25 protein-coding genes and 1 pseudogene are annotated in these 24,436 nt (G+C 33.1%); 13 read left to right on the plus strand and 13 right to left on the minus strand.

All coding sequences use genetic code 11. The features are described from left to right. The first annotated feature begins 399 nt into the window (after nt 1-399). The 5 genes from ACZM4J_RS11045 to ACZM4J_RS11065 all read left to right on the plus strand — a co-directional run bounded on the left by ACZM4J_RS11045 (nt 400) and on the right by ACZM4J_RS11065 (nt 7,452). Complete coding sequence (locus ACZM4J_RS11045) at nt 400-2,691, plus strand: leucine-rich repeat protein (protein ID WP_428244880.1); 2,292 nt, start codon at nt 400-402, stop codon at nt 2,689-2,691. A 289-nt stretch (nt 2,692-2,980) separates the two neighbouring features. Next, on the plus strand, nt 2,981-3,163 hold the full coding sequence (locus tag ACZM4J_RS11050) for a hypothetical protein (protein ID WP_022165902.1): 183 nt from the start codon (nt 2,981-2,983) through the stop codon (nt 3,161-3,163). Nucleotides 3,164-3,207: 44 nt separating this feature from the next. Next, nucleotides 3,208-3,813 carry a hypothetical protein gene (locus ACZM4J_RS11055; protein ID WP_428244879.1) on the plus strand — a complete coding sequence of 202 codons (606 nt, stop codon included), beginning with the start codon at nt 3,208-3,210 and terminating at the stop codon, nt 3,811-3,813. Nucleotides 3,814-3,925: 112 nt separating this feature from the next. Beyond that, nucleotides 3,926-5,053 carry a metallophosphoesterase family protein gene (locus ACZM4J_RS11060; RefSeq protein WP_428244878.1) on the plus strand — a complete coding sequence of 376 codons (1,128 nt, stop codon included), beginning with the start codon at nt 3,926-3,928 and terminating at the stop codon, nt 5,051-5,053. A gap of 14 nt (nt 5,054-5,067) precedes the next feature. Beyond that, nucleotides 5,068-7,452 (plus strand): ATP-binding protein, encoded by a 2,385-nt coding sequence (locus ACZM4J_RS11065; RefSeq protein ID WP_022165901.1) that lies wholly within the window; start codon nt 5,068-5,070, stop codon nt 7,450-7,452. A 280-nt stretch (nt 7,453-7,732) separates the two neighbouring features. On the opposite strand, the pseudogene ACZM4J_RS11070 reads toward ACZM4J_RS11065, so the two are convergent. Then, a pseudogene (locus tag ACZM4J_RS11070) lies at nt 7,733-7,855 on the minus strand (NADH peroxidase); the annotation flags it as partial. Between the two features lie 123 nt (nt 7,856-7,978). Between ACZM4J_RS11070 and ACZM4J_RS11075 the strand changes: the two are divergent. Further along, the gene (locus ACZM4J_RS11075) at nt 7,979-9,193 is read left to right on the plus strand and encodes a tyrosine-type recombinase/integrase (RefSeq protein WP_428244877.1); all 1,215 of its coding nucleotides are present in this window, start codon (nt 7,979-7,981) and stop codon (nt 9,191-9,193) included. A 44-nt stretch (nt 9,194-9,237) separates the two neighbouring features. Beyond that, entirely contained in the window at nt 9,238-9,459 is a 222-nt protein-coding gene (locus tag ACZM4J_RS11080; protein ID WP_428244876.1) for a hypothetical protein, read from the plus strand. Between the two features lie 50 nt (nt 9,460-9,509). Here the strand turns inward: ACZM4J_RS11080 and ACZM4J_RS11085 are convergent, their stop codons facing one another. Next, nucleotides 9,510-9,734 (minus strand): helix-turn-helix domain-containing protein, encoded by a 225-nt coding sequence (locus ACZM4J_RS11085; RefSeq protein ID WP_428244875.1) that lies wholly within the window; start codon nt 9,732-9,734, stop codon nt 9,510-9,512. A 103-nt stretch (nt 9,735-9,837) separates the two neighbouring features. Between ACZM4J_RS11085 and ACZM4J_RS11090 the strand changes: the two genes are divergently transcribed. Next, entirely contained in the window at nt 9,838-9,996 is a 159-nt protein-coding gene (locus ACZM4J_RS11090) for a hypothetical protein (protein WP_428244873.1), read from the plus strand. A gap of 20 nt (nt 9,997-10,016) precedes the next feature. Beyond that, the gene (locus ACZM4J_RS11095) at nt 10,017-11,741 is read left to right on the plus strand and encodes a leucine-rich repeat protein (RefSeq protein WP_428244872.1); all 1,725 of its coding nucleotides are present in this window, start codon (nt 10,017-10,019) and stop codon (nt 11,739-11,741) included. A gap of 15 nt (nt 11,742-11,756) precedes the next feature. On the opposite strand, the gene ACZM4J_RS11100 is transcribed toward ACZM4J_RS11095, so the two are convergent. Then, complete coding sequence (locus ACZM4J_RS11100; protein ID WP_022164524.1) at nt 11,757-12,380, minus strand: recombinase family protein; 624 nt, start codon at nt 12,378-12,380, stop codon at nt 11,757-11,759. A gap of 382 nt (nt 12,381-12,762) precedes the next feature. On the opposite strand from ACZM4J_RS11100, the gene ACZM4J_RS11105 reads away from it, so the two are divergent. Then, entirely contained in the window at nt 12,763-13,245 is a 483-nt protein-coding gene (locus ACZM4J_RS11105; protein WP_428244871.1) for a hypothetical protein, read from the plus strand. Nucleotides 13,246-13,259: 14 nt separating this feature from the next. Beyond that, on the plus strand, nt 13,260-13,652 hold the full coding sequence (locus ACZM4J_RS11110; RefSeq protein WP_022164612.1) for a hypothetical protein: 393 nt from the start codon (nt 13,260-13,262) through the stop codon (nt 13,650-13,652). A 661-nt stretch (nt 13,653-14,313) separates the two neighbouring features. Here ACZM4J_RS11110 and ACZM4J_RS11115 read toward each other — a convergent pair. The 6 genes from ACZM4J_RS11115 to ACZM4J_RS11140 form a co-directional block, all read right to left on the minus strand. Then, on the minus strand, nt 14,314-15,321 hold the full coding sequence (locus ACZM4J_RS11115) for a helix-turn-helix transcriptional regulator (RefSeq protein WP_428244870.1): 1,008 nt from the start codon (nt 15,319-15,321) through the stop codon (nt 14,314-14,316). A 13-nt stretch (nt 15,322-15,334) separates the two neighbouring features. Further along, nucleotides 15,335-16,072 carry a hypothetical protein gene (locus ACZM4J_RS11120; protein WP_428244869.1) on the minus strand — a complete coding sequence of 246 codons (738 nt, stop codon included), beginning with the start codon at nt 16,070-16,072 and terminating at the stop codon, nt 15,335-15,337. Nucleotides 16,073-16,259: 187 nt separating this feature from the next. Continuing rightward, on the minus strand, nt 16,260-16,514 hold the full coding sequence (locus ACZM4J_RS11125; RefSeq protein WP_428244868.1) for a hypothetical protein: 255 nt from the start codon (nt 16,512-16,514) through the stop codon (nt 16,260-16,262). Nucleotides 16,515-16,636: 122 nt separating this feature from the next. Then, nucleotides 16,637-17,059, minus strand: coding sequence for an HNH endonuclease (locus ACZM4J_RS11130; RefSeq protein ID WP_428244867.1), 423 nt, complete (start codon nt 17,057-17,059; stop codon nt 16,637-16,639). A 363-nt stretch (nt 17,060-17,422) separates the two neighbouring features. Next, nucleotides 17,423-17,968, minus strand: a complete 546-nt coding sequence (locus tag ACZM4J_RS11135; protein ID WP_022165900.1) for an NADH peroxidase — start codon at nt 17,966-17,968, stop codon at nt 17,423-17,425. A gap of 57 nt (nt 17,969-18,025) precedes the next feature. After that, nucleotides 18,026-18,406 (minus strand): Fur family transcriptional regulator, encoded by a 381-nt coding sequence (locus tag ACZM4J_RS11140; protein WP_022165899.1) that lies wholly within the window; start codon nt 18,404-18,406, stop codon nt 18,026-18,028. A gap of 250 nt (nt 18,407-18,656) precedes the next feature. Here ACZM4J_RS11140 and ACZM4J_RS11145 point away from each other — a divergent pair, with 250 nt between their 5' ends. Next, nucleotides 18,657-18,977, plus strand: coding sequence for a hypothetical protein (locus ACZM4J_RS11145; protein ID WP_022165898.1), 321 nt, complete (start codon nt 18,657-18,659; stop codon nt 18,975-18,977). A 51-nt stretch (nt 18,978-19,028) separates the two neighbouring features. Here the strand turns inward: ACZM4J_RS11145 and gltA are convergent, their stop codons facing one another. The 4 genes from gltA to ACZM4J_RS11165 all read right to left on the minus strand — a co-directional run bounded on the left by gltA (nt 19,029) and on the right by ACZM4J_RS11165 (nt 23,136). Continuing rightward, nucleotides 19,029-20,414: an NADPH-dependent glutamate synthase gene (gene gltA / locus ACZM4J_RS11150; RefSeq protein WP_117998353.1), complete on the minus strand. Its 1,386-nt coding sequence runs from the start codon at nt 20,412-20,414 to the stop codon at nt 19,029-19,031. Continuing rightward, on the minus strand, nt 20,414-21,265 hold the full coding sequence (locus ACZM4J_RS11155; protein ID WP_022165896.1) for a sulfide/dihydroorotate dehydrogenase-like FAD/NAD-binding protein: 852 nt from the start codon (nt 21,263-21,265) through the stop codon (nt 20,414-20,416). Before ACZM4J_RS11155 ends, gltA begins: the two co-directional genes overlap by 1 nt. A gap of 492 nt (nt 21,266-21,757) precedes the next feature. Further along, entirely contained in the window at nt 21,758-22,144 is a 387-nt protein-coding gene (locus ACZM4J_RS11160; protein WP_489486158.1) for a hypothetical protein, read from the minus strand. A 119-nt stretch (nt 22,145-22,263) separates the two neighbouring features. Next, nucleotides 22,264-23,136, minus strand: coding sequence for a cation efflux transmembrane domain-containing protein (locus ACZM4J_RS11165; RefSeq protein WP_489486160.1), 873 nt, complete (start codon nt 23,134-23,136; stop codon nt 22,264-22,266). Between the two features lie 324 nt (nt 23,137-23,460). On the opposite strand from ACZM4J_RS11165, the gene ACZM4J_RS11170 reads away from it, so the two are divergent. After that, on the plus strand, nt 23,461-24,276 hold the full coding sequence (locus tag ACZM4J_RS11170) for a MerR family transcriptional regulator (RefSeq protein ID WP_022165893.1): 816 nt from the start codon (nt 23,461-23,463) through the stop codon (nt 24,274-24,276). Nucleotides 24,277-24,436: the final 160 nt, after the last annotated feature.

A 24,436-nucleotide genomic window follows, 5' to 3' on the forward strand; every position in this document is an offset into this window, starting at 1 on the left:
GCAGTTAATATCATAAAGAAAAACTGTATGATTGGGAAGTGGTTTTTTCTACTTCCCATTTTTTTATTTATTTTTTGCCAACTAAAATTTTACACTAACTTGATTATACAACTTATGAGCAACCACCAGTTTAAATCAGCTTTCCTAATTTTCGATTGAGATTGTCGCAAAATTAAAATAAAAAGTTGTTGTCTAAGCATGAAAGTTTTGAAACATCTAACACATTCGAATTGTGACTGTTTTATATATATAAATAACATATTAGGTTGGAGTAAAAGTGACTATAGTGGTATTGTGTGATATAATTTATATATAAAAAATAACCGTAAAATAACACAAAAAATCTCAAATTTATAGAACATAATAAGAGGTTATTCGTGGCAGGAGGGTAGAAAGATTATGAACATATTTAAGAGCTGTAAAAAGACAATTACATATTTAGTAATATTAAGTATGGTTGTAGCAGGAGTAGTTCCTACATCTTTTGTAAAGGCAGAAGAAGAGAATACATCGAAAAATACTACAGAAGATTCTTTAATTTACAAAAACATCAAAGGTCAATGTGGTCCACAGACTTATTTTCAATTGGAAAAGGATGGAACACTGCGTATTACAGGTACGGGAGAGATAGATATAGAACAGTTTGATGACCTTCAAAAGGCAGAAATCTCTGATAAGGTTTTAAAAGTTGTCATGGACAATGAAATTACAAATATACCTGATGGAATGTTTAAAAACTATAAAAATATTAAAGAAGTTGAGCTTCCAAATGGTCTTGAAATCATAGGCAAGAATGCTTTTGCAAACTGTAAAAGTTTGAAAGAGATAGTATTACTCAGGCATATAAGCAAAGTGTCTGACTATGCATTCTTTAATTGTACAGGGCTTGAATCTGTATACATTTTTTTAACATCTAACGCAAATCCAAATGGACATTATGATACAATTCCATGTGGAACAATTGAAGAGAATGCTTTTTATGGATGTAATAATATAAAAAAAATAACATCAGCATATACAACAAATTTTCCAAAATCATGGCCTGATAGCGTAGAAGAAATACATGCAAATTCTAGATCAGGTTTAGCATCATATGCAAAAGAACATGGAATTACCTTAATAAAATTTGGAAGTACTGCATATCAGACATGGCCTGATGATGGGGAAAATGTGGTAGGTTATACGGATGGATTCTATTTTGTTGGCAATAAAGGTGTTATTATTAAAAAAGATATATTGCCGGAGTTAGGCTGTAAAACTGTAATAATAGGCAATGGAGTTGAAGGAATTGAGACATCAGGGATGAGTTATAAAAGAGAACTTGAATATGTTTACCTGCCTGAAAGTATTGAATACATTGAAAATTATGCGTTTCAATATGATGCAAAACTTAAAGAAATCACAATTCCAAGTAAGGTACCCAAGATAGAAAATCATACCTTCGATAATTGCCCTGAATTGACTACTATGACAATCAAAAATCCTAATATCGAACTGGCAAAAAAAGGTATGCCTATGAATTTGAAAACAATATATGGCTTTAAAGGGTCTACAGCAGAGACTTACGCAAAAGAAAACAGAATAGATTTTATAAGTATAGATTTGGATTATGAAAACAATGATGGAGAAACATCAGATAGTACAAGTACGGAAACAAACGACAATGTGACAACAGATAATACAACAACAGAAACAAGCGGTAATGTAACAACGGAAGCGACTAACAATACATCAACGGAATCTGGTGAGTCTGAAACATCTACAACTGAGGAGAATACACCGGTTGGACCAACAGAAACAACCCCAAATAGTACATCTGATATAAACCCAACAGAAGATGCAGAAAATCAGACAACAACTGATATTACAGCAACAGATAAAAACACTGAAGATACAGGCAACCAGCCAACACCTGAAATTACGACTACAGATAAGAATACAGAAAACTCAGGAAGTCAGGAGACACCTGAGATTACGACTACAAGTAAGAATACAGAAGATACAGGAGGTCAGACAACATCTGACAGTACAACTACAGGTAAGAAACCGGGAAACCAGACAACGTCAGGCAGAAATAATACTGAAACTACTAAAGGACCATTTGATATTACACCATCAGGTAAATTCAGAATAAAAAGTGTAAAAGAACTGAATTACCACTCTGTAAAATTGTCATGGAAAAAAATAAAGAATGGCAATAGTTACAAAATATACAAAGCAAAAAAAGATGGTCAGTTCAAATTAATCGGAAAAACAAAAAGCAACATATTTATTGATTCAAAGGTAAAACCTGGTAAAACATATTTTTACACAATACAGGCAACTGGAAAAAATAATAAAGTAACCTGGTCAGTCATTTGGTCAACATATGTTAGAGGCGTGCCTAAAAAGCCTAAATTAACTTTAAGAAAAAGCAAAACCATATGGATTTTGTCATGGGGAGTAATAAAAGACAACAGCAAAGGCGTTGAGGTGTATATGAGAAAAGGCATCCAAGGAAAATTTAAAAAAGTGAAAACAATTAAAAATATAAAAAAGAGCAAAAAGAAAAAAGGTGCTACAGGAATGACGGCTGATGTAAGCAGGCTGAAATCCAAAGGAACTTATTTCTTTAAAATAAGAACCTACGCTATAGTTAATGGAAGAAAAATTCATAGCCGTTGGTCTAAAACAAGAAAAGTTAAAAAATAGAATATAACTATACAACGTAAGAAACAGTTTTACAGAATTTAAACAGGCATTTCTTTATTTATTATCATTTATGAAAAGAAGAAATACAGAGTTGAAAAATTTTGTAGGACTGTTTTTTATGTAATAAGTAATTTGTTGAAATAATTATTACATAAAAGGTATTTATCAATTAGTGAAAATTCATATGAAAAAATTGTGCAAAAAGGTCAAATTTTGAAAAAAACTAACAAAAAACATGGTAAAATATTACTATAAGACAGCGTGGAAATATGGAAGAAGGGAGAAAGTTATGAACAAAGATATTGATTACGATGCTTTACGAAATGATTTGGAGGATTATTATGGTACGGCTATGTTTGGAGGTGCTGGTATGGCAATGGGTGGCTTGTCGGATGTAGAAAGTGCATCAGATGACAGACTGATTGAAATTGCTGCAAGGGAAAGAATCAATTTAGGAAAATATGAAAAATAAAGTGTTAAGAACGGAAAAATGCGAGATAAGGAGAGGTAAAAAATATGGCAGAAGTTTATTGTGACATTAGGTTAGATACAAATACTGACAAAGAATTTGAAATAATAAAGGAAATTTTGGAGCACAAAATACTAAATCAGAAATATGTTTTTTATAGTGTTGACAAATATGACTCAAAGAATAGAAGCATAATATTTGATGAAGCATCAGGAGGTCTTGAGAATGCTGTTCTAAGCCTTGTGGCAGAAATAAATGGCTATATAGATGAACTTGCAGAGTTGCAAGAATCGGAAGCTGACAAGGATATATTTAGAAATTTTCATTATGAAGTATATGCGACAATATTTGATTGTTATTGTGGTCTTTCACGGGATGTTATTATAGAGAGAAATAATGGCAAGGTCACAATGCAAGAGGAAGAAGAAGTTTCGTATTATGATATTGATTTTAGTAACGAAGATGAGGCAAAAGATGAATATGAATTTGTATGCAGTAGAGTAAGACAAATATCTGGTCCTGATCCTTATATTATGCCACTGGAAGAATTTATGAAAAGAAAAGGAGACACGATTAATATAAGATATGAGGGAATGACAGATAAGAGTCCGGGATGGGAGGAGCCGGTAGAATTGATTTTTGAAAGAAATTGAAATTAATTATTTAGACAGCCTTTAATACATACTGGATGCACGCGAGTGCAGTAGTCAGGAAGAGCTAGTTAATAAAATGACGAAAAATAGAAGATAGTAGGAGGATAGTGGAATGAAGTTATTTGTTACAGGTGATAATCACATCGGAAGAAAATTTGATAAGTATAGTATTAAAAATCAGTTGGTAGAAAGCAGATTCACTTGTCTTAAGGAGATGGTTGAAACTGCAGAAAAAGAGCAATGTGAGTTTTTCATTATTACAGGCGATCTTTTTGATAATACTTATGCAATAGCAAAAAAGGATGTTAAACGTGTAGTTGAGATTCTTGCAGGTTTTAATCAGAACGTACTGGTACTTCCAGGAAACCATGATTTTTATTCAGGTAATGAACAGCTGTGGAATGATTTTATGAATCTGGCAGATGCTCATAGCAATATTATTGTACTTAATGAATACCAGCCATATGAATTTGATAGTAGTGATGGTCTGGCAGTTTTTTATCCTGCGTATTGCGATAGCAAACATAGCGACACTAATCGTTTGGATTGGATAAGGGAAGAGGATATTGATGGTACGAACAAGTATAATATTGGTATTGCCCATGGCGCATTGGAAGGACTTGCAATTGATACAGAAGGGGAGTATTTCCCAATGACAAGAACTGAGCTTGACAGTATTCCAATGGATTTGTGGTTATTGGGACATGCTCATGTGACAGAACCTGCAATTCCTGCTGATGAGGAAAAGACCGGCTATACTATTTTTAATGCTGGAACACACGAACAACTTGATTTGCACAATAATACAGAAGGTAATGCCTTTGTGATTACATTACAGAACAATAATGGAATTAAGAAAATTCTGGCTAAGCGTGTAGTAACCGGAAGAATAAGATACTACGACGAAAAGTTGACTTTTAATGCAACAGAAAATAAGTCTTTAGAGAATGCAATCGAAGAATTGGTAAAGGATTACTCTAGCAATTCAATTGTAAGGCTTACAATCTCCGGAAGTGTAGATGCATCTGAATATCAGAAAAAGGGAGCAATCTATGAGGCTCAACTTAGTAGATTCTTGAACTACAAGATTCTTGATAATGATTTAAGTGAGAAGATTACCAGTGAAAAGATTGAAAATGAGTTTTCGGAAATTGGCTTTGCAGCCAAATTTTTGGAAGAATTATTGGATGACCCGGTGGAGCTTCAGATGGCATATGATATTGTGAAATCGTTGAAATAGAGGAGGTTGTAACTATGAATATAAAATCGATTAAGACTAGACAGTTTGCAGGTATTAAGAATAAAGAGGTCACATTTGAGGACGGACTAAATGTACTGGTTGGTAATAATGAGGCCGGTAAAAGTACTATGATTGAGCTTATTTATCAGACTCTATACAGAGACTCTAAGCTTAGTAAGAGTAAGAAAGAAGACAAAGATTTCATTGCAAGGTTTATGCCTTCTGATTCCAAGGGAGATGTTGTAGATGGAACGTTAGTGTTCGCTACAGATGATGGTCTGTATACCCTTCAGAAGAAGTGGGGTGCTTCAGAGATGTGCGAACTTGTTACTTCAAAGGACGAGATTATTGCAAATGAGAAACAGGTTCGAGAAATAATTGATGAGGAATTAGTTTACAAGAGAGGTCTTTATGATGATGTGATTTTTGCATCTCAAAAAAGTCAGGCAAATGTGGTTGAGCACATTTTAAACAAGCTAGACAAAAAAGCACTTGTAAAACAGGATTTGGTTTCTATTATTGCGTCTGAAGGAATGTCATCAACAGAAGGGATTGCTCCGGAAGAAATTGAAAAGATTATTCAGGAAAAGATTGATGCACTTAGTGGACATTGGGATTTTGCAAATGATGGTCCTGATAAAAAACGAGGAATTGGAAAGAAATGGGTTCAAGGTGTAGGAACTATTCTGGAGGCTTATTATACTAAAGCAGAACTTGAGGATGCTTTGCAGAAGAGTGAAGTTGCTGAAAAAGCTATTGATATTGACAATAACAAAATCAATGAAGCTAAAGAAAAGCTAGAAAATTATCAGGCTGAAAAAGAAGAGTATGAACGTTATGCAGCAGCGCTTGCTGCTTATAATAGTAATATGGAACTTAGGAATAAGTATTTAAAGGAGATAAATAAAATTTCTGCAGATTTAAAGGAATATCCGCAACTTCTCAAAGAATATGAAGGAGCTTTACATTTAAAGACGCTCGCTAAGGCTCAGGATATAATTTCGAAGTATAAAGAAATCCAAGCGGCAAAAGATAGTCTTGATGAGGCAAAAAAAACAATCGAAGGTAAGATAGAAATAACTGCTGAAGATGAGAAAAAGCTTGATACTCTTGAGTCAGATATTAGCAATTTGCGAGCACAGCTTTCTAATCTTAATTCTGTAGCTAATATTAAGAAACTTGGAAACACCGATATTCAGGTCAAATCAGTTGCTACAGGCAAGGACATAGATATTTCTGCCGGTGAATTTGATATCAATGAAACTGTAGAGATTACAGTTCCAGGTGTTATGAGCATGACCATTGCAGCAAAGGATATAGATGTGGAAGATGTTAAGCGACAGCTTGATGAGAATAATAAGGAGAGAGAAGCACTTCTTTCAAAATGCAGAGTTAAGGATCGTGATGAACTTAGAACTAAGAAGGAGGAGTATACAGAAGCATATCATAATTTAAGTGCTGCTCAGAAAGATTATGATGATCGTATAGAAGGCATAGATCTTGATAAGCTTGATGAAGATTATGAACATCATAAGGAAAAGTCTTCAGAACTGGATGGACTTGATAAGAAAATTAAGGAACTTTGCGGTTCTGAATCAATAGATTCTTATGAAGCAATGTTAAAACAGAAGTGCAATTCCATAGAAGGAGAATATGATGCCGAGTCACCTGTTGATTGCATGAAGAAAAATCTTAAAGTGGCAGAAGCCAAACTTGCAGAGATTGATTCGCAACAGGGTGACGTTGAAAACATTCCAAAGAAGTATCGTGATATTGATGATGTCGAAGTTTACAAAGAAACACTTAAATCCAATATTAAAGATGCTAACAACCAAATTGAAAAGGCAAAGGAAGATCTCAGTGAGCATGAAAAAGAGCTTGGTGATGTGGCACCTGAGGATTTGAGAACTCAAATTGATGATGCAACAATAGAATTTCAGAAACTTAAGGATGACTGCGAAAGATGGAATCATATTTTAGCAGTTCTTAAAGCGACTCGTGAGAATATGGCTGGCGAAAGTACTATGTCTGATGTTCAGGATAGGTTCGCTGAGTATCTTTCTGTAATTACTGATGGCAGAATTAATCTTAAGTCTATGGATGAGAATATGGATGTGAATATTCAAAGTGGTAATAATCACATGACTTATGAAATTCTCTCAGAGGGTACAAAAGACACGATTGCCCTTGCCTTTAGATTGGCAATACTTGAACATTTATTTCCTAATGGAGGCGGTCTTGTAGTTTTTGACGACCCATTTACAGAGATGGATGAAAACAGAACAGAGCAAGCGTGTAAGTTGGTTCAGAAATTTGCTGATGCCGGTAACCAGGTTATTTTTGTAACTTGTGATAATAAATATAAAAATATGCTTTCAGGAAATATAGTGGAACTGTAGGAAGTAAAAAAGTAACCGCCGTCTGCAAATGGTATGGTTACTTTTTTAATCATATTATATTGGACTAACCGTCTATCGGTAGTACCTTTTGTAATATTATAGTAAAAGATGATTATTGATATTTCAAGAGTATTTTGAATATGCGACTTACGAGCAACCTCCAGCTCAAATCCGCTTCGCTGCTTTTCGCTGGAGATTGTCACAACATTAAAAAATAGAAAAAGACGATAATTCCTGCAAGCAGTATTATCGCCTTTTTTATTTTTAACGTTGCTCGTAATTAACCAAAGTATCTCTTCAAAAGACCTTCGAATGCTTTGCCGTGTCTTGCCTCGTCTCTTGCCATTTCATGTACTGTGTCATGGATTGCATCAAGATTTGCAGCTTTTGCACGCTTAGCAAGATATGATAAATAAAGGGAATTTGGAAAAAACAAAAGTACACAAAAAAGTACAATTCATAACAACTTTAAAAGACTTTCTAAAGGAAGTACACAAAAAAGTACAACTTTTAGGAGGTTTTTATTATGTCAAAAGAAAATTTAGCAGGAGTTTATCAGTTGAAAAATGGTTGTTGGGGATTTCGGTATGCAATCAATGTAAATGGAAAAAGGAGAGAGGGAAAGAAAACAAAAGATGAAAATGGAAATCCCTTTAAAACAGAAAAGCAGGCTTTTAGAGCAAGAGAAAGAGCAATCATAAAAGAGAGAACAGAGCAAAAGCCAATAAAGAAAATTGTGAGAAAAACTTTTAAAGAAGTTTTTGAGGAATACTGTAAGTATGGAAGAAATGGAAAAGCCTATACAACGATTAAAAAACAAGACAGTTTATGGAATAACCATTTAAAAGTGAGATTCGGCAGCAGATATATAGATGATATAACCGTAGCAGAAATACAAGATTATCTCGCAGAACTTTATTATACAGAGGGCAAGGCTTACTCTTATACAGAATCATTTTTAAAGATGTTTTACTTAATATTCGGGCAGGCATATTCAAGAAATTATTTAGATATAGATACTTACAACAAACTGTGTATTAACAAAAATACAAAAATAAATATGCCAAAGCAAAAGATTGATGAAGAAACCGATATAGTCTATTTTAATAAGCAGGAAATGCAGCAGTTAGATAATTATTTTCAAGGTACAAATGCGGAAACCGCCTATATGTTAGGTAAGTATTGTGGATTGAGAATTAATGAGTGCTACGGTTTGAAATGGGATAAAATAGATTTGAAAAATGGTATTATTACCATTGACAGACAAATGCAATATCAAGAGGGATTGATAAAATTAGTACCACTCAAAACTAAAAATGCCAAAAGAAAAATATATATGTGCAGTAAGTTAAAAGAATATTTTGAAAATCTAATGCAACAGCAGGAACAATATAAAAAAGAATTAAAGGCACAAAGACAACAGAACCAAACCTTTATACAAGATATTAAAGGGAATGTGATTTCTTCTCTCGGGTTAGTAAACTCTCTGCCGAATGGAAAAATACAAACAGTAAATTCAATGAAATATCATTCAAGAACTTTGCAGGGAGAATATCATATAAATTTCAAGTATCATTATTTAAGGCATACTTATGGTACTACTCTTGCTACTTTGAATACTCCCGAACATTTGCTTTGCAATCAAATGGGGCATAGCAACAGTGCGGTAACACATAAGTATTATATTGCCATTTCAGAGCAGGGAGTTGATGAACTGTTGAAAAATTTGGAAATGGTTTGATTAAGTACAATCAATAGCGTATTAAATTGAAAAGGAGAATTGATATGAGAGAATTGTATTTAATCATGGAGGATTTACTAGCAACAGAGGATAATATAAAATCTTTGTTGTGTGTATTGGACTTATTGGAAAGGGTATATGAGCAACAGACAGAAAGCTCATGTATCATTAGCGTTATTAAATGTTATGTTGGTAAGTTGCAAACAGAAACACGAAATTCCATAAGTAAATTGGATAGTTATATAGTGAAAAACAAACAGAAATAATATAATAATAGAAAAATAAGCGGCAGCATTTTAATTTCCTATGCTACTGCTTATTTTTTAGGATATTCTGTTTTGATATTGCTTGCACCAGTAATGTAATCAAGAGAAACATTATAGAATTTTGCAAGAATTAAAAGATTATCAATAGGTATTCTAGTCTTACCGCTTTCATAGTCTGCATATGTTCTTTGTCCGATATGAAGTAGGTCGGCAATCTTTTGTTGTGTAAGAGAATTATCCTCTCTTATTTCCCTAATTCGTTCGTTATATTTCATGTGTAACACCTCTTGATGTAATTATAAAGAACTGTTTGAGAAATATTGACAAATAGAGTTATAAACTCTAAAATAATATATATAAAACATAGGAGGTGGCATTATGACTAAACAAGTTACATTTGGAGAAAAAGATTCAGAATTAATACAAAAAATAAGTGATTTTCAAAAAATGCAAAAACTTCCATCATTTATTGAGGCTGTTCGAGTCCTTTGCGAAAAAGGATTGCAAATAAATGAACTAATTAAAAGTACTAAATAAAATAGTGAAAGGAAAAAATTATGAAACAAGTAAAAAAAATTCTAGCAATTATGCTTACATTGGTTTTATCAATATCAATGATACCAACAATAAATGTAAGTGCGGCAAAGAAAGTAAAACTAAATAAGACAAAGGCAACTATTTATGTAGGAAAAACAGTTACTCTGAAATTGAAAAATAACAAGGCAAAAGTAAAATGGAGTTCTTCCAACAAAAAAATTGCAACAGTCAGTAAAAAGGGAAAAGTAAAAGGTAAAAAGGCAGGTAAAGCAACTATTACTGCAAAGGTTGGAAAAAAGAAATATAAGTGTAAGATTACTGTAAAAAAAGAAAAAAATAATCAAAATGTAAATGAACCTACAAAACCTGCACCAAACATAAATGAACCTACAAAACCTGTACCAAACATAAATGAACCTACAAAACCTGCGAATGTAAATGTTGTAGGGGTAAAATTAGACAAAACTGCCATAGAATTAAAAGAAAATGAAAGAAATATAATAAATGCAACAGTTTTGCCACAAAATGCCACAAATAAGAAAATTGTTTGGTCTACAGAATCTTCATGGGTTGCAGAGGTAAGTGATTCGGGTGAAATTATTGCAAAAAATGCGGGAGAGACAGTTATTCGTGCAAAAACGCAGGAAGGAAATTATATTGCTCAATGTTCAGTTATTGTAAAAGCTCCTATTGAATTTTCGTATGAGGAAAAAGATGGATTGCTCAATATAACTATATTAAACAACGGAAATAAAATGATGACAATAGATAGCGTTTCTGTAAATTCTGGAAGTGGTGAGTATCGTATAACTCCAGGACATTATGAAACAAGTTTAGTTTTAAAAAGGAATAGTCAAGGAAATTATGTATATGTTTATTCGAGTAAATTCGTAGATGATATTGTGGGAGAAACAGTAAATTCATACAGTAAAAATACTATAACGTATGGCAGAGATTTAAAGACATATGTAAATAATGGATATGTAAAAGTCATGTATACATATAAAGGTACTACATTCTTTGATTATATATATTCTCCTAAAAAAGAAGAAAGTACTACGCAAGAGCAAACTACAACTAAAAAAGATGAGCCGACAAAAGTTGAAGAAACAACTACGGCGAAAAAGGAAGAAACAACCACTAGTCAAGAAGATTATGGGGACAATGGAAATATGTGGCTTACAGAAGATACAACAGATGGATGTATAATAAAGCTTTCTCGTTACTATAACACTACAACTAAAATAGTGATTCCTAATAAAATATGTGGAAAAACAGTTGTTGGAATAGGAAGGCTTGCATTTTCAAATGATAGAATGGTTCAACAGATAACTATACCAAATACTGTAACGAGTATAGGGGAGGGGGCATTTTCTACCTGTACCTCTTTAGCAAGTATAACAATACCAAATAGTGTGATGAGTATAGGAGATTATGCGTTTGATGAATGTAGCAGTTTAGGAAGTATTACGATACCAAATAGCGTTACAAGTATAGGGGAAAAAGTTTTCTATAATTGTGCCAGTTTGTATAGCGTAACAATTTCAAGTGGAATACAAAGTATAGATAAGACAATATGCTATTCTTGCGAACGTTTGTCAGAGGTGACAATACCAAGCAGTGTAACTAAGATAGTATCAAATGCATTTGTGTATTGTCCTAAATTAACAAGTATTAAAGGAGAAAAGGGGTCTTATGCTGAAAAATGGGCAAAAAATAAAGGATATACATTTATAGCACAATAAAGCTAAAGCAGCAGGTCAGTCCTGCTGCTTTAATAATTTATAGAAAGTGGTTTTCTTTAGTCCAGTAAGTTCCATAGCTTTTACGGCGGTTATTTCACCACTCTTCCATAATTCAATTACTTCATTCCAATTATTAGGCTTTTGTGCTTTCGGTCTGCCATAATCAGCCCATTCTCCTCTTGCTTTCTTTGCGGCAATGCCCTCTTGCTGCCGCTTTTCTTTCTTTTCAATTTCAGCTTGTGCCATTGTAGCATAAAGTTCAATAAGCATATTGTTGATTGTTTCCATTATCATTTTTGCCATTGAATTATCAAGAGAAGATAAATCTTGTGTGGTGGTCGGAATTTCTAAAATCATAACACGAACTTCTTTATCTTTGAAATATTGAAGTTCCTTTAATGTATCTTGTTTATTTCTCCCTAATCGGTCAAGTTCGGTTACAATAAGTATATCTCCTGCCCTCAAAATATCCTCTTTAAGAACTTGGTATCGTGGACGGTTAAAATTCTTGCCCGTCTGTTGGTCTGTGTAGATTTTCTCTAAAATCATGTTATTGTTTTTACAGAAAGTTTCTATTTCTGTAATACCTCTATCTAAATGTTGGTCTGTTGTACTCGTTCTGTGATAACCGTATATCATTCTCCTGCTCCTTTCTGCTTTTGTCAGATTCTTGTTTTGCTTTTTCGGCTTGTTCCATGTACTGAATATATCCGATAGTATCTAGGTCTAAATTCTCAAACATCTTATCAACTCCTTTAACAAAAGTATAGCAAAAACGTTCGTAAAAGTCAAGAAAAATATACGAACGTTTATAAAATAAAAACAAAACATTTACGAACGTAAAAATGTGTATATTATGTGCGTTCGGAAAAGTATGCTTTTATAAACGTTTAAAAAGGAAAAATAAATTGTAAAAACTTTTATCAAAGTACATTTTTTTGTACACCTCAAATAGTACAATATATACATAAGATAACAAAAGAAATGTTACAAAAAACAAGAAAGAAATGAGGTATTCAAAATGAAGAAAACAAATGGTTACAAGGTTGATTTTGCAGCAAAGGTTATTACAATTACAAAAAGATTTGGTAATGCAGCAGGTGTATTAGGAACTCCCGAATTTGAGATTATGCAGCAGTTGAGAAAAGAGTATGCAGATTATAAGTTTCAATACAAGACGATAGAAAGAAATGAGAATAAAGAAACATATAAACATCTTACTATTGATGAAATGAAAAGGTTCTTATCAACAAGAGAGGATTCACAATCTGCATTAGTACAATTCGCAAGAGTGGAAAATGTTGTAGGCAATAGAAAAGGAAAATACGCAGTAATTAAGAAGTGGTTTTTAAAGAATTACAAAGAGGAATATAATGCGTTCTTATCATTAGATATTGATAGTGAATTGGAAGAATTAGAGAAGCAATTAGAGCAGGAAAATGAATCAGCTCAAAGAAATGAATTTGTGCAGGAAAATAAATCAAAGCAGAATGAAGCAGCATAGAAAGGAGTAATAATATGAGCGGTATCAGAGTAGATTTTATTTCAAATTCAATTATAGTTACACAAGCATTTTTAGACGCAGCAGCAGTTGTCGGAACAGAAGAATATAATGAGTTAAGGGATGTGAGAAAAGAAAATCCTAGTATGAAAATTGTACGCAGGAGCGTTAGAGGTAATAAAGACAGTCATAAAAGTAAAGGTCTTACATATGCCTATATGAGAAATTTTATAAAAGTCATGGATTCAGAAAATAGAGTTACATTTGAGGATACTATTGATTACTTCCAGGATATGTATAATGGAAATAGTTCAAAGACATATGTAGCAGTAAGAGATTGGTTTTTAGAAAATTATCCAAGACACGCAGAAATGATAGTAGAAACTGCTCCAAAGCTGCCTGCTGCTTAAAAAGTGGCGGCAGCAGGAAATTGTGGAAAGGGGGAGGGCTATATTTCGGGAATGAGCAAAAACAAAAGCACCGTTTCCGTTATAGCAGGTAAGTAAAATTTCCAAGAGCATTTTTGATTTGAAAAACGATAGATTTTTATTCCTATAACAGTATTAGTCTATATCTAGCCTTTAAGATTTTGATTGTTGAATAATCAAAATACTTTCTAAAAATCCCCTCAAATTTTGTGGAAAATTGTATTGTTATTTGTCGTCCGATTTGGTAGACTTGTTTTGGGTGCTACCAAGAAACGGTAGGCGGTTAGTCCTTCAACAGAGGGACTGAACCCTCTGATTACATAGAAATCTTCGCAAGGAGAAATCTTGGAAAGGAGGGAACACTTATATGAGTGATTTTGAGATGCTATACATAGTATTAATGATTATATCGATTATAGTTTCGATACTTATTGCATATATCAATAACTCAAAAAAGTAACCGCCCCAGTTGCAATTAGTGCGGTTACTCTTTTTTGAGTACTATACTATTTGGGACTAACCGTCTATCGGTAGTGCCTTTTTCTATCTTTATATTAGCAAACTCCCAACAATAAGTCAATTACTAAAAAATCAGATTCTTTTAGGAAGAAAATAAAATTACGGAAAAGACGAAAATTATCGGTTAATTACGGTTGTAATTTTCGAATATCGTTTTTGCCATTTCCCTAAATTCATCTATTGCACTTTGCGGAGATACAATTGTGACTTCCGCCCCTAAAGCAAATATCCAACCGTAAAATTGGGGGCTTACATTGACTGTCATTCTACAAATGCAATAGTCAGGATTTTCATAGTTAGGTCTTATGCTTACGGAATCGCCAAAGCGGTCAATGAATACGCCCACAAAAGAATTTTTACATTGTACAGAGATAGTCTGTTCTCTGCCGCCGAACATTCCGAAAGTCTTTTTGGAGTAGTCGGCAATATCAAAATTTTTATACGTTTCCAAGCCCTCTCTTGGCTCGTCTAATAAATGTATGGATTTCATTTTATCCACTCGGTAATGACGTAGTGTTTTTGTGAGATTATCAAAGGCAATCATGTAGTAATTATTATCACTAAGGCATACCGCATAAGGACTGACACGATACACTTTCTTTGAATCAGAGGGTTCAAGCGTTCTTTTGGTAGTCCATCTTAAATATTTGAATGTGATTTGTCGGTTGCTGCTTGTCGCAAGATGTATGTTATCTATGTTTGTTAATACGTTATCACGCATACTCTTGATACGTTCGCCGATTAAAATATTTCGGTTTAATATTTTACTGTCATAAATACTGCCGAAAGATTTTATTTTGTTTATCAGTTCTTTTGATTTCTTTTCTGTCAGAAATTTTGAAACTGCTACGGAATCTATAAGGAATTTTAATTCGTTTGTATCAAACTGTCTATTGATTAAGTGGTATTTGAAACCGCCTTTTTCTTTGATTCCCTCAATATCAAAACCTGCTGAACGCAGCAGGAAAATAGCAGCATAGATTGTACGTCTGTCTGCATAAATATTTTTTGTTTCCAAGTAGGATAATATTTCGGGCATTCTTAAAAAATGCCTATCGTCTGTTCTTTCAAGGAATAATTCTTGAAGATATATGGGGATTAGTTTCTTGCTTTCTGATTTGCTATCATTCATAGATACCATTCTCCTATTCATTTGTTGTATATGCGGATAACTTATATAAAGGCACTTTTACAGGGAAATGATTATATTTCTCTTTAAATTCCTGTTTTGCGGCTATGAAGCAGTTCAGACTATTATTACTAAGTGCTTCCTGCATTTCTTCTTTTGATATAAGTCCACTTTCATACTCGGAACAGATGGATAAATCATCTTTTTTGTTCTCTTTCCGTATATTGTGGAATGTTTGGTAAAGAAATGTTATCTGTTCTTCTTCTAAAGGTATGTATCTGTTATTTTCACGTTCTAGCATACACCATACTTTATCGGCAATGATTCCCATAGTGCCACCTTCATTTATTTCTTTTCCGAACATAGTTCGCATGTTTACTCTTGTATACTCATATATTGTACCATCTTTGTGCTTTAATGCCACAATTTCCTTGTTATCTTTGATGATTCTTGAAACATTACTAGGGGTTTGCCAGTTATCCTTTTCAATAACTTTAACTATTTGTTTAGAGTAAATTTCATTTTGCCTTGCTTTTTTGCCTTTTGGTGGCTCATAGTCTTTTATCTTTCTAATAATATGATAATCCAGTTTTCGACGGTCGAATTTATTGTAAGCACATTCATATTCATAAAATTGTTGAAGGTGGAGCAGTAATTCTTCTTTCTTTTTCTTCCAAGTGTCTTTTGAAACTCCAAAAAATTGATACATATCCTTTGTTGAATATACATGGTTTTCTAATAGTTCAATATCCATACTTTCCTTTCTTTGCCTGTATGTAGAATAAGGGGAAAAAAATCAAAACTATATTTTATATAATATTTTTAGAAAAATTCCCCTCATTTTCTCTAAAGTGACATACGAAATTCTATTTAACATTTCAATATTTTTTCTCTATACATATATTTTAATATAATTTTTTTTGAAAATAAAATAAGCACTTTTATTTCTGCACCAATGCTTTTTGGAGTTCAGAGGTTATTATTTTAGGAAGTTCTTTCTTGATTGTATTTTCTGCTAAAAGTGTTATTTCATGTTTCCGCAATTTCTCCTGTATTCTTTCGTTTATATTTTGTCTTTGAAGGTAATAATCATAATATGGATTATTGGTGTCTAATTCTCCATAAAACGCTAAAAACTCTTTTTCTATATGGGATAATTCCTTAAAGTTACGCATAGATAGTATTGCTTTTTTCATAGTTCGTCCTTTCATTTTGTGTTTTGTGGCAGCAGGAAAGAAAATCATTGCCACTGTATAATGAAATAAGACAACTATTCTTTTGTTCCTGCGTAAGTGCTTGAAAATATAAGATAAACATTTTATACATTTTTTCTCCTTTTGCTATTGATTAAATCCACATTGTTATAAAATTTTTCAATGTTATGTTCTCTCTTGTACCGTTTGAAAACAGAACTTTCTGACAAGTGGGTTTTCTGTGACAAATTTAATTTCTCTTTTGTTTCCCTTGCTCCTATCTCATTTGCAAAATATTGAGCCAAAACAGGCTTTGCGGATTCATAGTCAATAGATGTGTTTTGGTGGTAGTTACTTGGATTGTAGGCTTTATTATGAACTGTTGCATGGCAGCAGGCACAGAGCAGGATAAGATTGTCATAATCGTCTGTGCCGCCTGCTGATTTTGCGATTAGATGATGAACTTCTAAATAGTCATTGCCGCCGCAGATAGCACATCTATTGCTCCAACATTTTTCTAATTTATTTTTTGTTGCTTTTGATACCAATTTGTAATCACTCCTTTCAGAGTAATTTAAAATTGGTAAGCAGCAGGTTATATAAACTTGTCCTTACGATATAAAAAATAGCAGAAGTAGTAAGAAGTTAAGATAAGTTATTCAAAAATGTACGGAGTTGATAAAAGACGTTTATATTTATTAGTTGAATGTAGCAAGATAATGTATTAGAATAAGGGAGTAAAAAGTACACTTTTAGAAAGTACACTTTTAAAGAAAAATGAATTTGTAGAACAAAAAAGTACACAATTTCTTCCACTTTTTTTGAAGAAATAAACTCAAAAAAAGAGGACAGACTTAACATCTATCCTCTTGATAATTCTTAAAATATCCTTTATTTAAAGGCATTGTAGCTTAACCAAAGTATCTCTTCAATAATCCTTCAAATGCCTTACCGTGTCTTGCTTCGTCTCTTGCCATTTCATGTACTGTGTCATGGATTGCGTCAAGGTTTGCAGCTTTTGCACGTTTTGCAAGATCAAATTTTCCTGCTGTTGCACCGTGTTCTGCATTTACACGCATTTCAAGGTTTTTCTTTGTTGAGTCTGTTACGACTTCGCCAAGTAATTCTGCAAATTTTGCAGCGTGTTCAGCTTCTTCGTAAGCTGCTTTTTCCCAGTATAAACCGATTTCAGGGTAGCCTTCTCTGTGAGCCACTCTAGCCATTGCAAGGTACATACCAACTTCTGAACATTCGCCTTCAAAGTTTGCTCTTAAATCAGCTAAAATATCTTCGCTAACTCCCTGTGCAACACCAACTACATGCTCTGCAGCCCATGTTTTTTCGCCTTCATCTACTTTATTAAACTTTTCTGCTGGAACACCACAAACTGGGCACTTTTCTGGTGCTTCATCTCCTTCATAAACATATCCACATACTGAACATACAAATTTTGCCATTTTTTCTTCCTCCTATAAATAAAACTTTTTAAAATAATAATAAAAATGAATTTACTATTAATGTATAGATTTGCAATTTTTGCACAAACCATAAAAGTAAGTGCTGTGACCTTTAATCTCTCCTGAACAATGTTTTGCAGCCTCTTCACAGATGTTTAATTCATCCATGAAAATGTCTTCAACGTCGCCACACTTAGTACAAATGAAGTGGTAATGTGGTTCAACGTGACCGTCAAAATGTTCGCGACCATCACCAAGCTTCAGGGAAAGGGCATCTCCCTGGTCTACAAGAAATCGTAAGTTTCTGTAAACAGTTCCTAAGCTAATGTTAGGAAGCTCTTCTCTAATGCTTTGATATACCATATCAGCAGTAGGGTGATCGTATCTTGAGAGCAAATTTTGTTTTATCATTTCTCTTTGTAGACTTCGCTTTGCCATATAACCTCCATATCAATAATAGTAACTATTATCATTTTAACAAAATAAATTAATTTGTCAACAGATTTTTTCAAAAAATAGCAAGTTAGAATTAGATTGCTTAACATAAAAAAAATTTACAAAAAAATACACAAAACACATATCAAATTTTCATAAAAAATGATAATTGTTTTAAAAACGTTTTTTGATTATAACTAATAATAGGAAAAAATTGAATGGGTTAAATACAGTTGAATATAGGAGGAACATTATGAAACAAGTAAGAAAATTGCTTGCTATTGTTTTGTCTATAGCAATTGTTATTGGACTTATTCCAGTTGCAAACGGCAAAACAAACACGAAGGCAGCAGAAACATTCGCAATCACAACTCCCTACGACAACGCATTAGTTGCATCGGGACATTTTGATATAAAATGGAGTGAAGCCACAGCGAAAACAGTTAAGAGTAAGAAGCTTGTTAATAAGAAAAAGTTTTACGTTAGAGCAAGAGGAATTGCAGTTGTTAATAAAAGAGAGAGAAAAGCTAATTCAAAACTTTTATCTCTCTTTTTATTCATCTTATATAAATAACAACTTAATAAATAAGATATTATCTATAAGCATGATTTTATTTATAATTGATTATTTGCTTAATCTTTCGTGGATGCTTGCAGCAGCCTGTTTTCCGGCTCCCATTGCAAGGATTACTGTAGCAGCACCTGTTACGGCATCACCACCGGCAAATACGTTGTCTCTTGTTGTTTCTAAAGTATCTTCATTAACAACTAAGCAACCCCATTTGTTTGCTTCCAAACCTTCTGTAGTAGTTCTAAGAAGTGGGTTTGGACTTGTACCGATTGACATGATAACTGTGTCAACATCAATATCGAAGTTACTTCCTTCAATGGCGAGAGGACGACGACGACCTGAAGCATCAGCTTCGCCAAGTTCCATCTTAACACATTCCATCTTACATACACGACCGTTTTCATCACCTTTAAGTTTTACAGGGTTATGTAATGTTTTAAAGATAATTCCTTCTTCTTCAGCATGTTCGATTTCTTCGTTACGTGCAGGAAGTTCTTCCATACCACGACGATATACAATGTATACATTTTCAGCACCAAGTCTAAGAGCTGTTCTTGCAGCGTCCATGGCAACATTACCACCACCAACTACAGCAACGTTTTTACTCTTAATTACAGGTGTATCATAATCATCTAAGTAAGCTTTCATAAGGTTAGCTCTTGTTAAATATTCATTTGCAGAATATACACCAACTAAAGCTTCACCTTCAATACCCATGAATGATGGAAGACCGGCACCTGAGCCAATAAATACTGCCTTAAATCCCATTTCCATAATTTCATCAACTGAAAGTACACGACCGATTACCATGTTAGTTTCAACCTTAACACCAAGTTTTGTAAGGTTATCAACTTCCTTCTGTACAATATCTTTAGGAAGTCTGAATTCCGGTATACCATAAACTAAAACACCACCGGCTTTGTGGAAAGCTTCAAAAATAGTAACTTCATAACCAAGTTTTGCAAGGTCGCCTGCACATGTAAGTCCGGCAGGACCTGCACCGATAACAGCTACTTTAATACCGTTTGATTCAGGTTTTACAGCGTCATCATTGCTGTGAGCCATATGGTAGTCAGCAACGAATCTTTCCAAACGACCAATGGCAACAGGTTCACCTTTAATACCACGGATACACTTTCCTTCACACTGATTTTCCTGTGGACAAACACGACCACATACAGCTGGAAGACCATTTGTACTTGTTATAATATTGTAAGCTTCGTCAAAATTACCTGCAGCAACCTGTGCGATAAATTCAGGAATTCTAACGCATACGGGACAACCACTCATACAAGGTTTATTCTTGCAGTTAATACATCTTGTTGCTTCTTCCATAGCCATTTCAGCAGTGTATCCTAAAGCAACCTCGTCAAAGTTTTTATTTCTTACATTAGGTTCCTGTGTAGGCATAGGTACCTTTGTTAAAGTCATATTAGGCATTATTTCGCACCTCCCATATCAGCTGCCTTGTACATACGGCAGTGTTCTTTATCGTGAGCTTCAAATTCTCTATAAGTAGAATTACGCTGCATTAATTCATCATAATCAACTTTGTGACCATCAAAATCAGGACCGTCAACGCAGGCAAACTTGATTTCGCCTCCAACAGTAACACGACAACCACCGCACATTCCTGTTCCGTCAATCATAATAGGGTTAAGTGAAACTAATGTCTTAATATTATATGGTTCTGTAACCTTTGAAACAAACTTCATCATAGGAATTGGTCCGATTGCAATAACTAAATCGTAGTTATTACCGGCATCGATTAATTCCTGTAATTTGTTAGTTACAAATCCTTTTTCTCCATAAGTTCCATCATCTGTAGTAATGAAAAGTCTGTTACATACAGCCTTGAATTCATCTTCTAAAATAACAATGTCTTTGCTTCTAAATCCGGCGATAACATCTACGTCAGCTCCCATGTTAAATAAAGCTTTTGCAGAAGGATAAGCAATGGCATTACCAACACCACCACCGATAACGCAAACTTTCTTTGCATCACCAAACTCTGTTGCTGCACCAAGTGGACCAACAAAATCTAAAATAGCATCGCCTTCCTGTAACTGTGATAAAAGCATTGTTGATTGACCAACAATCTGAAAAATAATAGATACAGTTCCTTTTTCTGCATCTGTATCAGCAATAGTAAGTGGAATACGCTCACCATGTTCATCAATTCTGAAAATAATGAACTGTCCGGCTTTAGCCTTTTTAGCTATAAAAGGAGCCTGAACATCTAAGCGTACAACAGTATCGTTTAATTGCTGTCTTTTGACAATCTTGTACATTTGTATTCCTCCCGATTTAATGTTCTTAAAAACTTAATCTCAAACTCATAAAAAGTCACTCTACAGTATATCATAGCGTTGTGATTATAGCAATTATAAAAAATATCAGTATAAACAAAAAATAGCAGAAAAAATACCCAAAGGAATATGAAAGTCTTTTAGTCTCCCCCACACTTAAAAACTTCAAATATTCCAGTGAGTATTTCATTAAAAGATTAAGATGTCCCCCCGACATTTTAATCTTAATTGGATTGTTGTGCTTACTACACTAACAATCATATATATAATATGAAAAAGCTTTACATTCCGGCATAATATCCGACCTATAAAATTATGCCAGGTATAAAAATTAGTCTCTTGAGATATACCATGCATAAATTCCTGCAGCAACAACGATAACAGCCATAACTGCAACGATAATACCTGTTTCCATAATATGTACCTCCTTATTTTTTTGTACCAAAATAAAACCTTACAAAAAGGCTGTAAATATTACTTCTTACCATCCTTTTGGTGAATATAATTTAGAATTGTAGTCCTACTATATATAATTGCAGTATTAACCAGTATTAGAGAAAGTAATACCACAAAAAAATTGTAGCAGGGTGAAGTTAAAAGAACTGCAAAAATACCGCCAAATCCTGAAAAGGTATTGTTTGCATTGCGCAAACGTGCAAGTGAGGCTGAACTTCCTGACTCGCTTCTTGTAGATACTGTTGCAGGTAATGCATCTTTAATTACCTGAAAAGTATAAGAATCATCTTTGGAAGATGATGAGAATAATTCGCTGGTATTTGAAATACCGAAAGTAACCCATGAGAAAACGAGACTAATACAAATAAGATAACATATGAGATTTTTTCTATTGTATTGTTTCATATTACCCCGCCTCCCGATAAGTTTAAATAAATTACAACAAATATAACATTATAATCCAAAATAATCCATACTTTTATTTAAAAACTAATTTTTTAATGTAATTTAAAATAAACCTAATATTATATTGCGGGAATTATTTCAACGGAAATCTGGTCAAACTTATTTTCTAAATCTTTTGTAATGTGTTCCTGAATGTTTTTAAAATCTTTAACTTTTATAATATCAGATTTGCTTTTCACATATACTTCAATCCAGGTTTTTCGACCGGTCTGAGTAACGTCAAGAAAATCCAAGCTATAATCATAAGTTTTAATGTCTTCTTTAACAACGATACGAATTTCATCCATAATTTCTTTTTCAGGTGAGAACAGAACAAGCTCTCTTAAAGTTTTAAAAATCTGAACAACAGGTTCTTTTAATAAAAACAGTGAAACCACAATGGCTACAGAAGAATCAATGTATGGAATTATGAATTTCAGTTCTGTATTTGCAAGCAATAGCTGGAATAAAAAAGCAACAGATATACCAAGTGTACTTACAACATCTACCTTCCATAAATATAATTCCGACTGAATCATAAGTGAAGAATAGCTTCTACTTAGATGCTTTAATAATAGAAGCATTAAAATACAGAAAAAGCAAAGAGTTGATTCATACATTAAAACACTGAAGGCGTCTACAGTATGCCCGCCGTTTAATAAAATCTTTACGTTTGAAACAATCATGTTAATAACCACAACTAATAGTACAGTGTATTTTAAAAGAACAAGTAGAGATTCTATCTGCGAAAATCCGTAAGGCTTGTTTTCGGAAACCGGCTTGTACAAAAATGGAACAAGAATGAACATTGGTAGCAGAAGCATTAAATCGAACAAGTCGAAAATGCCATCAGCTATAACGGTTTTTGAACCCAGTAAAATTGCGGCGATTACTTCTACTACAGTAAAAATAATTGTTCCTGTAAGTGATAGTTTCAAAATTTTGTTTTCCATTTTATATTTTTTATCATGCATGATAAGTTAAAATCCTTTCTTAATAAATAACTACTTTATATAAATAATTACGATTACACAAATAATTATGTTTATGTAAATTTAATTCATAAATATAATAAAGTCTGGTATAATACAAATGTCAACACATATAATTGTTATACTAAATTGCTAAAATAAAAGAAAATATAATTATAATTTCATAAAAGCATTGGTATTATACTAATGTTAGAAAGCAGTCATAAAGAAGAGTGCCGGAAAATGTTATAAGAAGAATTTTTATTAAAACAACAGATATAGAAGCAAATTTGGAAAAGGATAAATATGAAGAGAAAGAAGACTTTTAACATTGGGGAAGTATCAAGACTTTTTAACGTAAGCGCTGATTCAATAAGATATTATGAAAAAATTGGAATTTTGGAACCAACCAGAAATCAGGAAAATAACTACAGAGTATATACTTTATCGGATATCCGGCAACTTACAATGATAAGAGAACTGTTGGGACTTAGTTTTTCCACAGACAGAATTAAGGAATTTGATAAGAATCAAAATGTGGAAACAACCAAAATGCTTTTATCAGAGGAACTTAATATAGTAAATAAAAGTATTGTTGAGTTATTTGAAAAGAAGGTAAGTATTGAGGCGAGAATAAAATCGTTAGAAGAAAATATAAACCATACAGACTTAGGCAATATAAGGGTAAAAGAATTTGATGAACGCCATTGCGTAATGATAAGCGAGTCAAATCTTGACGATGATGATGTGGATTACTATCTTGTAAAATACATGCAGTCTCACAAAAACAAAGTTGACACAATTGGTGCCTGTGATTGCTACGTGTTAGATACGTCAAAAGTAAGTGATGATGGTAATTCCTTTGAAACTAAAGGCGTATTTTTTTATTCAGATACATTGCTTTACAATAGTAATTATTCTCTGCCGGCAGGAAAATATTTGTCAATATTTTATAAGGGACCTTCCACCAGAACAAAAATTGCTGTAGACAAATTAATAACTTTTGCAAAAGAGCATCACATGAAAATAGTAGGTGATCCTATAGAATTTTGTCATATTGATGACTATGAAACATCAATAGATGATGAATGTTTAACGGAAATTCAGCTTCCTATTAAATAAAGGTTTAAATAGAGTGTGAATTAAATAGGATTTATGTAAAAGTAAATTATACTGTGCGGTGGGCATGCGGACGAAAAGTTGGACTGTGTAATGCCTGATATGTTATGAGGTACACACAAGAACAAATATCGACAGCACTTGTATTGTTAAAAGCCACAGG

The sequence above is a fragment of the Eubacterium sp. genome (assembly GCF_057858645.1).

Bases quoted from the DNA above. Each gene is read 5' to 3' on its own strand.
- ACZM4J_RS11045 (WP_428244880.1), top strand. From the start codon at position 400: ATGAACATATTTAAGAGCTGTAAAAAGACAATTACATATTTAGTAATA.
- ACZM4J_RS11050 (WP_022165902.1), top strand. From the start codon at position 2,981: ATGAACAAAGATATTGATTACGATGCTTTACGAAATGATTTGGAGGAT.
- ACZM4J_RS11055 (WP_428244879.1), top strand. From the start codon at position 3,208: ATGGCAGAAGTTTATTGTGACATTAGGTTAGATACAAATACTGACAAA.
- ACZM4J_RS11060 (WP_428244878.1), top strand. From the start codon at position 3,926: ATGAAGTTATTTGTTACAGGTGATAATCACATCGGAAGAAAATTTGAT.
- ACZM4J_RS11065 (WP_022165901.1), top strand. From the start codon at position 5,068: ATGAATATAAAATCGATTAAGACTAGACAGTTTGCAGGTATTAAGAAT.
- ACZM4J_RS11075 (WP_428244877.1), top strand. From the start codon at position 7,979: ATGTCAAAAGAAAATTTAGCAGGAGTTTATCAGTTGAAAAATGGTTGT.
- ACZM4J_RS11080 (WP_428244876.1), top strand. From the start codon at position 9,238: ATGAGAGAATTGTATTTAATCATGGAGGATTTACTAGCAACAGAGGAT.
- ACZM4J_RS11085 (WP_428244875.1), bottom strand. From the start codon at position 9,734: ATGAAATATAACGAACGAATTAGGGAAATAAGAGAGGATAATTCTCTT.
- ACZM4J_RS11090 (WP_428244873.1), top strand. From the start codon at position 9,838: ATGACTAAACAAGTTACATTTGGAGAAAAAGATTCAGAATTAATACAA.
- ACZM4J_RS11095 (WP_428244872.1), top strand. From the start codon at position 10,017: ATGAAACAAGTAAAAAAAATTCTAGCAATTATGCTTACATTGGTTTTA.
- ACZM4J_RS11100 (WP_022164524.1), bottom strand. From the start codon at position 12,380: ATGATATACGGTTATCACAGAACGAGTACAACAGACCAACATTTAGAT.
- ACZM4J_RS11105 (WP_428244871.1), top strand. From the start codon at position 12,763: ATGAAGAAAACAAATGGTTACAAGGTTGATTTTGCAGCAAAGGTTATT.
- ACZM4J_RS11110 (WP_022164612.1), top strand. From the start codon at position 13,260: ATGAGCGGTATCAGAGTAGATTTTATTTCAAATTCAATTATAGTTACA.
- ACZM4J_RS11115 (WP_428244870.1), bottom strand. From the start codon at position 15,321: ATGAATGATAGCAAATCAGAAAGCAAGAAACTAATCCCCATATATCTT.
- ACZM4J_RS11120 (WP_428244869.1), bottom strand. From the start codon at position 16,072: ATGGATATTGAACTATTAGAAAACCATGTATATTCAACAAAGGATATG.
- ACZM4J_RS11125 (WP_428244868.1), bottom strand. From the start codon at position 16,514: ATGAAAAAAGCAATACTATCTATGCGTAACTTTAAGGAATTATCCCAT.
- ACZM4J_RS11135 (WP_022165900.1), bottom strand. From the start codon at position 17,968: ATGGCAAAATTTGTATGTTCAGTATGTGGATATGTTTATGAAGGAGAT.
- ACZM4J_RS11140 (WP_022165899.1), bottom strand. From the start codon at position 18,406: ATGGCAAAGCGAAGTCTACAAAGAGAAATGATAAAACAAAATTTGCTC.
- ACZM4J_RS11145 (WP_022165898.1), top strand. From the start codon at position 18,657: ATGAAACAAGTAAGAAAATTGCTTGCTATTGTTTTGTCTATAGCAATT.
- gltA (WP_117998353.1), bottom strand. From the start codon at position 20,414: ATGCCTAATATGACTTTAACAAAGGTACCTATGCCTACACAGGAACCT.
- ACZM4J_RS11155 (WP_022165896.1), bottom strand. From the start codon at position 21,265: ATGTACAAGATTGTCAAAAGACAGCAATTAAACGATACTGTTGTACGC.
- ACZM4J_RS11160 (WP_489486158.1), bottom strand. From the start codon at position 22,144: ATGAAACAATACAATAGAAAAAATCTCATATGTTATCTTATTTGTATT.
- ACZM4J_RS11165 (WP_489486160.1), bottom strand. From the start codon at position 23,136: ATGGAAAACAAAATTTTGAAACTATCACTTACAGGAACAATTATTTTT.
- ACZM4J_RS11170 (WP_022165893.1), top strand. From the start codon at position 23,461: ATGAAGAGAAAGAAGACTTTTAACATTGGGGAAGTATCAAGACTTTTT.